The organism is Candidatus Thiosymbion oneisti (assembly GCF_900092655.1).
Taxonomy (GTDB): domain Bacteria; phylum Pseudomonadota; class Gammaproteobacteria; order Chromatiales; family Chromatiaceae; genus Thiosymbion; species Thiosymbion oneisti.
In genome coordinates this window covers 1-6,286 of the sequence record NZ_FLUY01001655.1, presented here as the reverse complement: position 1 = coordinate 6,286, position 6,286 = coordinate 1, and the positions used below count along the sequence as shown (strand labels likewise).

Here is a 6,286-nt window from a genome sequence, read left to right as displayed (position 1 = left end):
CTGGCTCGACCGCTGGTTTACCCTTTACTACCACCAACGGCGAATTCTTTCACAATCTCTGGAGCGTGGGAACGAGCGCGATGACCAAGCTGGAGGAACAGATGGGTGCCGGTTAAGGCGGGAGGTTGTCTGCAGGCACTTCGACACGGACCTGGATGTGGAGCCCGGCCCGCTTTTTCCCGCTAACTCCCGAAATCCGCCGCTAACTCCTAAAATCCGGGGGAACCATGGATGACGACCAGGACTGGGGACATGCCTCGATTATGGGTAGACAATGCCGCTACCGACGCTGCGGTGGGCCCTTTCGCCGCAGCCCTGCTGATCGCCGGCCTCATCCACCTGATCCTGATCCTGGGTGTGGACCTGGCGTTTCCGAAGGCGAGTTCCGGCACGCAGGCCATGCGTCCGCTCGAGATCATGGTGCTGCAACGGACGGGGGCGCTGAACGAGAGGCCTGGGATCGCCGATGCCTCCGCCCCGCCCGATCCCGTGGTAAGCGATGGCGAGGGAGCCCCGGAGGCCGACGACCCGACCAGCCTCGAGCTGGCACCGGAGATACCGGGGCTCGATCTCCTGCCCACCCTGGGGGAGACGCTTTCGGCATCGGTCTCGCCGCCGCTACCCAGGCCCACCGGGCCAGAAGCCACGGTAACGGGGCAACCCGTGGAGCCGGTGTTTTCTGCAAACCCCCAGCCCAGGTTGGAGCCCGAGCCACAGTCCATACTCAGACCCCGAGCGCTGGAGCCCCCCTTCCCCGAAACCGGGCTACCCCAAGTCAAGGCGGCCGAGATTCTGGCCAGTCGTAACCTGGAGGTCGCCGCGCTGACGGCCAGGGTTCGGCATGGCTCCACCGCTGCTGCGGACCGCCCGCGGCGCAAGGCCATCGGTGCCGGTACCCGCGAGTATAAGTATGCAAACTACCTGGAGGCCTGGTGTCGGAAGGTCGAGCGCGTGGGCAACCTGAATTACCCGGAGGAAGCGAAACGCCGCAAGCTGTACGGCAACCTCACCCTGCAGGTTGCACTGCGGGCCGACGGTAGTCTTGAGCGGGTGCGGGTCCTACGCTCCTCCGGCTTCGAGCTGCTCGATGAGGCCGCCGTCAAGATCGTCGAGCTGGCTGCCCCGTTCTCACCCTTTCCCCCCGCCATCAGGGCCGAAACCGACATGCTGGATATTACGCGCACCTGGCGGTTCCTGAGCAGCAACCGTCTCGGTTGGGAGCGCTGATGGGGACGTGCCTTCTAAGGCATCCGGGCTTGCCACTGCCTCGGTCCGATTGGATACTATGGTTATGTCCTTTGCGACGTCCCTGACCAATCACTTTCTGATCGCGATGCCGGGTCTGCAAGACCCGAATTTCTCGCGTACGGTCACCTATGTCTGCGAGCATACGGAGCATGGGGCCATAGGCATCGTGATCAACCGGCCCATGGACATTCGCTTGGGCGAGATGCTCGATCAGCTCGATATCGCGAGCAACGACCGCCGGGTGCTCGAGGCTGCGGTGTATCTCGGGGGGCCCGTGCAGCCGGAACGCGGATTCGTGCTCCACTCCGCCGCTGAAGGGTTCGACTCGACCCTCAGCATCACCCCGGAAATCAGCGTAACCACCTCCCGAGACATCCTCGAGGCCATCGCCGACGGCAAGGGTCCGACCCACAGGTTGATCGCCCTGGGTTATGCGGGCTGGGGTGGGGGGCAGCTCGAACAGGAAATAAGCGCTAATGCCTGGCTAAACGGCCCCGTGGACGAGGAGATTATCTTTCGCCTGCCGGCCAGTGCCCGGTGGCAGGCAGCGGCCCATCTGCTGGGAATCGACATGAACCTGCTGAGCGGCGAGGCCGGACACGCCTGAATGGGGGCCCTACTCGGCTTTGACTTCGGCCCGCGCAAGATCGGTGTCGCCGTCGGCCAGCTGGTCACCCGCTCGGCCTCGGCCCTCACCACCATCCGCAGCCACCGGAACGGGCCGGACTGGGCCGGAATCGAGCAACTGGTACGCGAATGGCAGCCGACGGGGGCGGTAGTCGGCCTACCTTTCAATATGGACGACACAGAGAGCACGACGGCCCCGGGGGCCCGACGCTTCGCTCGTCAGCTTAAGGAGCGTTGTGGACTCGAAGTGTATCTTGTGGACGAACGCCTTACCTCCCTGGAGGCGCGCCGGCGGCTCGGTCGGGACGCCGTTTCTCTGGAGGCGATCGACGCGCTGGCGGCCAAGCTGATCCTGGAGACCTGGCTGACGGATAGGGCGAGTTAGGCGATTGGGTCAAGGGGACAGCAATCGACATCAACTAGCCGCTGTCGTTGCGAATAAGCGGGATACCTTGATGTGGGAGTTGATCAACCAGACCCCCTACGCGGCCGAGCGCGGCTTCGTGCGCGACCATGACGGCGGCGAGGTCTGGATCGTCCTGGTCAAGGCCACCTTCGATCTGAGCCCCGACGGCAACCTGCAACCCGCAGCGGAGCAGCCGCCGGTCGACCTGGAACCGGTCTACCGCGACTCACCGGCAGGACTCTATTTGCGGTGCGACACCGCCTTGATACCGACCAAACCCGGTACCGAAGTACTGATCGAAGGCTCGGCCTGCGCCCCGAGAGGTCGGAGCGTCAGCGCGATGGAGGTCGGATTCCAGATCGGGCCGCTCCGCAAGCGCCTGCATGTGATCGGGAACCGACGCTGGCTTCATGGATTCAGCGGCCCGGTGCTCAGTAAGCCGGAACCCTTCGCGCGCATGTCCATCTGCTACGAGCGCGCCCTGGGCGGCCTGGCCGGTCATGATCCAAAGATCGCACCCGTACCCAATCCCTACAACCCGGTCGGAACCGGCCATGCGCTCCGCAAGAAACAGCTGCCAGGTATCGCAGCGCCGAACATCGAACAATCCGGCGCCACTGCTTCGGACTGGGCGCGCCAGGGTCCACCCGCCGGCTTCGGTCCCGTCGCCCGGCACTGGACCCCGCGACGCGAGCTGGCTGGCACCTTCGACGCTGCCTGGTCCCGGACGCGCCAACCGCTGCTACCCGAGGACTTCGACGAGCGTTTCTATTTCAGCGCCCCGACCGATCAACGCTTCAAGGGTTTTCTCCGTGGCGGCGAGCCGATGACCCTGCATGGCTTGTCTCCCGATGGCGATATCCGGTTTCCGATCCCGAGCCTACCCCTGCATTGCCGGACGTCGCTGGCCGGCCAGACACAACCGCACACGGGTGAGCTGCATGGCATTCTGGTCGATACCGATGCCATGCGTGTTGCCTGTCTGTGGCACAGTCGCCTGCGCTGTCATGGCCGCGACCACCTGATCGAGCGGACCCATCTCACCTTGGCGGATAGCTCATGAACATAGCCATTGCTGCCGTCGGCGCTCGCACCGCGGTGGGCTACACTGTGGCCCCGAGCGCCGCGGCGGTGCGCGCGGACATCGCCAACTTCAACGAGCACCCCTATCTGGTGGACCAACAAGGCGAGCCGATGGTGCTGGCCGCGGCGCCAGAGCCACCGCGTAGCCAGTACCTCGGCGAACGGCTCCGATTTGCTCGACGCCGCCCTGACGGACCTGGAGAGCAGCCTGCCGGGACCTCTCGGCTCGCTACCGCTGGTGTTGGCGCTGCCGGCAGACCGTCCGGGACTACCCCCGGACTTGGCGCACCGGATTGTCGCTGCGCTGACCGCGCGGTCCACCGACCACCTCCGGTCCGCGCGCTGCGAATCCCTTACTGCCGGCCAGGCCGGCGGGCTCACCGCCATCATTCACGGCGTCGAGCTGATACGCCGGGGCAATCCGTTGGTGGTGGTCGCCGCCGCCGACTCCTGGCTGCACCCGCAGACCCTCGGATGGCTCGACCGCTGCGGCCGCCTGCACACCCCGGCCATGCCCTGGGGCTTCGTCCCCGGCGAGGCCGGTGGCTGCTGCCTGCTGGCCGACCAGCAGCTGCTCGCACAACTCGGCCTGCCTTGCTTGGGGATCATCGAAGGAGTCGGGACCGGTACCGAGCCCCACCCGCTGGGAAGCAACGCCCCCTGCGTTGGCACGGGCCTGACCGAAGCGCTCCAGGCCGCCCTCGACGGCATCCCCGAGCAGGGCGTCGAGGCCATCTACTGCGACCTCAACGGCGAGCGCCACCGTGCCGACGAAGCGGGCTTTGCCCTGGCGCGGATCGGCGAATCACTCCGCGATCCCGACGCCATCTTCGTCCCGGCCACCTGCTGGGGCGATGTGGGCACGGCCGGCGGTATCCTCTTCGTTGCCCTGGCCGCCGCCGCGCACCAGAGACGCTATGCCCGCTGGCGACGCGCGCTCCTGTTCTGCAGCAGTGACGGACCCGAGCGCGCCGCCATGCTGCTTGCCGCCCCGCCCACATCCGAGAGTCACCGATGGCCCTGACCATCAAAGTCAATGGACTCACCCTGTGCCACAAAGGCAGCGGCGGCATCTCCACCGCCACCGCGCCGGATGTCTGCAAGACACCTGCGCCCGGCGGGCCGGTACCCATCCCTTATCCCAACATCGCCCTCTCCAAGCAGCTGCGCAAGGGCACCAAGACCGTCAAGGTCGACGGCGGCAACCCGGTAGCCGTCAAGGGCTCGTACTTCGCCCCCAGCACCGGCGACGAGCCCGGCACCGCCGGCGGCGTCAAATCCGGCACCTTCAAGGGCAAGGCGACCTGGCTCAGCTTCTCCATGGACGTAAAGATGGAGGGCCGGCCTGTCTGCCGCCTGACCGACAAGATGTTGATGAATGACGGCAATACGGTGAATCTGGCAGGGTTGCTCCAGGCCCCGCTGGAGGCCTGGAACGAGCTGATGGCAATCTGCGCCCTGGTCTGCTGGTGCGACAAGCTGCCCCTGCCTTCCGCCTCCGGAGAATCCGACCTCAAGCAGGAATGCGTCACCAAAGCATTGATCGCCGCCGACGATGCCGCCGGCGGCATGAGCCCGATCAAGGCGGAAATCCCGTACAACATGACCACCCACCCGCCCACCCCGATCCTGACCCGGCAAACGCCCGGCCTGTTGCGTGCCACTCGGTATCTTCCAAGGAGAATGAAAGAGCTTGGCCTGCGCGCCGCCGGGGAAAATGGGGGGATCTATCAGGTACGCATCCCGGACGCCGTTGTCACGAGAACCCCCCAGGACATCTCCAACAAGGCGTTGACCGCTCCGAATCTTAAGGCAGCAGTCGAGATCAAATTCAACTACCAACCGCGGGATCAAGAGCAACTTGCCGATTACGCGATTATTGCCGGCGGTAAGGACAAGGTTATCGAATTGTCCCCCGCGGAATGTCTATGTAATTTGCCGGAACCTGAACGAGTACCCGCACTAGAAAAGGTACGCGAAAAGGTGCGCGAACGCACCCCAGGCCGCGTTGAGGTGCCGATGCCACAACCCTTGCCGACGCCACAACCCGACTGGGTTGAGCGCACCGTCGAGAGCGTAAAAACCGCAACCGGACTGACCGGGGCTGCACTCATCGCCTATCTGATCATCTCGGAGGGCTCCCGAATACTTTTTCCACCAAGAAACCTGATCCCCGTTCCCTGAGGCTCTTTGACCATGAACTTTTACCAGACTTCGCCCCAGGCCCTCGAGCAATTCTTCCCCCAAGACGAAGAAGGCTACGCCCTGACATCCTTCGGGTTCTATTTCAGCTTCCGGTTCCCGGATGGCTATCGCCTGGAGCTGCGCCGACGCTGCGCCGAGATCTGCGCCGACTATTGGCGCCTCTGCGGCCGGCACCTGGTCTGGATGGTTACACCAAAGACCTGCCTCTGGCAGCGGATACCCGAGGGCTACGCCATGCAGCAATGGCTCCAGGGTTTTCCGGACCAGGACTGGGTGTGGTCGATGATCTTCCACTCCGGACGCATCCCGAGCGAGGCAGCAGAGTATCAAATCACCGGTCTCGGCAAGAGCACCCAAACTTTTTCTTATAGCCGTTTGACACTCATCCTTCCCGCGACCTGGTTTGCTCAAAATCCGGGCCAGCATCCTATCGAGCTCTTCCTGCGCTGGTCGGCAATACTGCAGGCCCGCGACGGCAGCGCCGGCCTCGGACTCATCCCGCCCGAGGATACGCCCAAGTGGCATCGTACCTCCAAGCTGGCCGCGGCCTTTCGACAGCAGTTCCCCGGCGCTGAGCTGGTGGACAATCCTGAAAACGTGTTTTGGGGTTTGCCCTCCGCCAACTGGCTAACCATGATTGGCTCCGAGTGTATAGAAAAGCTCGGCGGGGTTGCGGGCATTAAGACACGTTTGGCAAACGAGGCGCTCGGCGGCGAG

Annotated in this window: 7 protein-coding genes; all 7 read left to right on the top strand. The window is 64.6% G+C overall.

The window, feature by feature from the left end; translation table 11 throughout:
- Positions 1 to 252 precede the first annotated feature (252 nt).
- Positions 253 to 1,227, top strand: coding sequence for an energy transducer TonB (locus tag BQ17_RS17405; protein WP_218068336.1), 975 nt, complete (start codon positions 253 to 255; stop codon positions 1,225 to 1,227).
- A 64-nt stretch (positions 1,228 to 1,291) separates the two neighbouring features.
- Entirely contained in the window at positions 1,292 to 1,855 is a 564-nt protein-coding gene (locus BQ17_RS17400) for a YqgE/AlgH family protein (RefSeq protein WP_089729255.1), read from the top strand.
- Entirely contained in the window at positions 1,856 to 2,260 is a 405-nt protein-coding gene (gene ruvX / locus BQ17_RS17395; protein WP_089729253.1) for a Holliday junction resolvase RuvX, read from the top strand.
- 70 nt (positions 2,261 to 2,330) lie between these two features.
- Positions 2,331 to 3,344: a DUF2169 family type VI secretion system accessory protein gene (locus BQ17_RS17390; RefSeq protein ID WP_089729251.1), complete on the top strand. Its 1,014-nt coding sequence runs from the start codon at positions 2,331 to 2,333 to the stop codon at positions 3,342 to 3,344.
- A 192-nt stretch (positions 3,345 to 3,536) separates the two neighbouring features.
- On the top strand, positions 3,537 to 4,388 hold the full coding sequence (locus BQ17_RS17385) for a hypothetical protein (protein WP_089729249.1): 852 nt from the start codon (positions 3,537 to 3,539) through the stop codon (positions 4,386 to 4,388).
- A complete protein-coding gene (locus BQ17_RS17380; protein WP_089729247.1) occupies positions 4,379 to 5,548 on the top strand; it encodes a DUF4150 domain-containing protein in 1,170 nt (389 codons plus the stop codon). Before BQ17_RS17385 ends, BQ17_RS17380 begins: the two co-directional genes overlap by 10 nt.
- A gap of 12 nt (positions 5,549 to 5,560) precedes the next feature.
- Positions 5,561 to 6,286 (top strand): type VI immunity family protein (locus tag BQ17_RS17375; protein ID WP_141699346.1); only part of this gene is annotated, 726 nt, incomplete at its 3' end.